This is a genomic window from Phenylobacterium sp. (assembly GCF_041920015.1).
Lineage (GTDB): Bacteria > Pseudomonadota > Alphaproteobacteria > Caulobacterales > Caulobacteraceae > Phenylobacterium.
Map to the genome: position 1 here is coordinate 1 of NZ_JAYRST010000118.1, position 2850 is coordinate 2850.

Annotated in this window: 3 protein-coding genes and 1 pseudogene; 2 read left to right on the forward strand and 2 right to left on the reverse strand. The window is 69.4% G+C overall.

Annotated features, from left to right (window positions below; translation table 11 throughout):
* A partial coding sequence (locus ACE3TL_RS16130; RefSeq protein ID WP_374579688.1) for a MarR family transcriptional regulator occupies positions 1-400 on the reverse strand: 400 nt, incomplete at its 3' end.
* A gap of 80 nt (positions 401-480) precedes the next feature.
* Between ACE3TL_RS16130 and ACE3TL_RS16135 the strand changes: the two genes are divergently transcribed.
* Positions 481-1467 (forward strand): D-2-hydroxyacid dehydrogenase, encoded by a 987-nt coding sequence (locus ACE3TL_RS16135; RefSeq protein ID WP_374579689.1) that lies wholly within the window; start codon positions 481-483, stop codon positions 1465-1467.
* 6 nt (positions 1468-1473) lie between these two features.
* Here ACE3TL_RS16135 and ACE3TL_RS16140 read toward each other — a convergent pair whose 3' ends face one another.
* Complete coding sequence (locus ACE3TL_RS16140) at positions 1474-1863, reverse strand: PaaI family thioesterase (protein WP_374579690.1); 390 nt, start codon at positions 1861-1863, stop codon at positions 1474-1476.
* Between the two features lie 200 nt (positions 1864-2063).
* On the opposite strand from ACE3TL_RS16140, the pseudogene ACE3TL_RS16145 reads away from it, so the two are divergent.
* Positions 2064-2850 (forward strand): annotated as a pseudogene (locus ACE3TL_RS16145) (aspartate-semialdehyde dehydrogenase); the annotation flags it as partial.

Here is a 2850-nt window from a genome sequence, read left to right on the forward strand (position 1 = left end):
CCGTCGCCACCGACAGCCAGGCGGGGGTCTGGCCCTCGGCCTTGGCCTGCGCCCACTGGCCCTTGCGCCGCAAGGCGTCGGCATAGGCCGCGCGACCAGCCGCCGTGAGGTCCAGCAGCCGCGCGCGGCTGTGGTCGGGATTGTCGCGCCAGGCGGCCAGGCCGCAGTCGACGAGGTCGTCGGCCACCCGCTGCACGGCCTGACGGCTCAGGCCCAGGCTCCGCGCCGCCTGGGGGACGGTGCGGCCCTGCCCGGCCGCCTCCAGCACCCCGGCGACCCGCAGCCGGGCGCCGGTGAACCCGGTGTCGGCGATGATCCGGTCCTCGACCTCGGCGAAGCGGGCGCCGGCCGTGGCGACCGCCTCGACCAGGCGCAGCACGGCGTCGGCGGAGGGATTCATGGAAATATCCTGTCGTTTCGACAATATATTGTCAAATGCCTTTCCTTTGCGACGCGCCAACCGGTCGCTAAGCTCGCCGCATGCAGACTCTCCTTCTCCGCACGCCCTACGACCGCATCGCCAGCCGGCTGGCCGCCGTAGCCCCCGATCTCGACGTCCTGGTGCTGGAGCCGGACGGCGCCATTACCCGCGGCGGCGCGCCGGTGGCCCCCGCCGAGATCAGACCGGAGATCTGGTGGCTGAGCCTCGACGCCTTCGGCAAGCACGGCGGCGACTATTTCGGACGGCTGGCCGCCTCTCCGCACGCCCGCTGGGTGCAGACCGCCTTCGCCGGGCTCGACAACCCGATGTTCGCGCCGCTGGCGCGCGAGGGCCTGGCCGTCACCAATTCCAGCGCCCAGGCGCCGGCCATCGCCGAATATGTCGCGATCCACGCGCTCAGCCTGCTCCACCCCATCGACCAGCAGGCGGCCCATCAGCGCGACCATGCCTGGAAGCCGGTCAATTTCCGCGAGGTCGCCGAGACCCGCTGGCTGATCGTCGGCTTCGGCAATATCGGCCGCGAGATCGCCGTGCGCGCCAAGGCGTTCGGCGCGGAGGTCGAGGCGGTGCGCCGCTCACCCTCCGCCGAGGGCCTGGCCGATCATGTGAGCACCCTGGCCGACCTGCCCCAGCGCCTGCCGCACGCCGACGTGGTCGTCCTGGCCTGCGCCCTCAACGACGAAACCCGCGACCTGGCCGGCGAGGCCTTCTTCGCGGCCATGAAGCCGGGCGCGATCCTGGTCAATATCGGCCGCGGCGGCCTGGTCGACGAGGACGCCCTGCGCGCTGGCCTCGACCGCGACCAGCCGGCCCACGCCGTCCTCGACGTCTTCAAGACCGAACCCCTGCCCGCCGACTCCTGGTTCTGGGACCATCCGAAGGTGCGGGTGACGCCGCACGCCTCCAACCGCGGCGCCCTCACCGGCGCGCGCGGCGATCAGCTCTTCCTCGACAACCTGGCCCGCTACGTACGCGGCCAGCCGCTGGTCAACCCGACCCGGCCGGAGGACATCGGCCGCGGCTGAACGCCGTCAGGTCTCGACGGTCATCTGGGTCTGCAGCACCAGGGCGAGCAGCTTGCCGTCCTCATTGGTGATGCGGGTCTGCCAGACGCTGGAGCGGCGGCCGATGTGCAGGGGCGTGGCCTCGCCGGTCACCACCGTTCCGACCTTGGCCGAGCCCAGGAAATTGGTCTTGGACTCCAGCGTCGTTGTGCGCGCGCCCGGCGGCAGGTTGAGGAAGCCGCCCACCGCCCCCAGCGCGTCGGCGAAGGCCATGAACGCTCCGCCGTGCAGAATGCCCCCGGCGGTGCAGAGATCCTCTCGCACCGTCAGCCGCCCGATGACGCGCGTCTTGTCCCGCTTGATGATCTCCACCCCCATGAGGTTGGAAAACGGCATTCCGGTCGGCGTCGCGGTCATCGGCGGTTCCCCTTGCTGGTTCGGAGCGCAACAGACGACCACCAGCAGCGTCGGGTCAATGGGCCTGCACCCGCCGGCTCGCCTTGCGCGGCGGCCCCGCAGGGCGTAACGGGACGCTCCGCGACAGGACTTTGAAGGAGACCGCCATGGGCTATCGGGTGGCCGTGGTCGGCGCCACGGGCAATGTGGGCCGCGAGATGCTGAACATCCTCGAAGAGGTCGAATTCCCCGTCGACAAGATCCACGCCCTGGCCAGCCGCCGTTCGATCGGCGTCGAGGTCTCGTTCGGCGAGCAGATCCTCAAGTGCGAGGACATCGAGCAGTTCGACTTCTCCAGCGTCGACGTGGTGCTGATGAGCGTCTCCGGCTCCTTCTCCAAGGAGTGGTCGCCGAAGATCGGCGCCGCCGGCCCGATCGTCATCGACAACTCCTCGGCCTGGCGCATGGACCCGGACGTGCCGCTGATCGTGCCGGAGGTGAACCCCGACGACGTCGCCTATGCCGGCAAGAAGAACATCATCGCCAATCCGAACTGCTCGACCGCCCAGCTCGTCGTGGCGCTGAAGCCGCTGCACGACCGCGCGCGCATCAAGCGGGTGGTGGTCTCGACCTACCAGTCTGTCTCAGGCGCCGGCAAGGAAGGCATGGACGAGCTGTGGGACCAGACCAAGGGCGTCTTCGTCCTGGGCGCGCCCGAGCCCAAGAAGTTCCCCAAGCAGATCGCCTTCAACGTCATCCCCTTCATCGGCGCCTTCAACGACGACGGCTACACCGACGAAGAGGCCAAGATGTGGAACGAGACCCACAAGATGATCGACCCGTCGATCCAGCTCACCGTGACCTGCGTGCGGGTGCCGGTGATGGTCGGCCACTCGGAGGCGGTGAATATTGAGTTCCACGATCCGCTGGACGAGGACGAGGCGCGCGACCTGCTGCGCGAAAGCCCCGGCCTGATCGTCATCGATCAGCGCAACGACAAGGGCTACA

Bases quoted from the DNA above. Each gene is read 5' to 3' on its own strand.
- ACE3TL_RS16135 (WP_374579689.1), top strand. From the start codon at position 481: ATGCAGACTCTCCTTCTCCGCACGCCCTACGACCGCATCGCCAGCCGG.
- ACE3TL_RS16140 (WP_374579690.1), bottom strand. From the start codon at position 1,863: ATGACCGCGACGCCGACCGGAATGCCGTTTTCCAACCTCATGGGGGTG.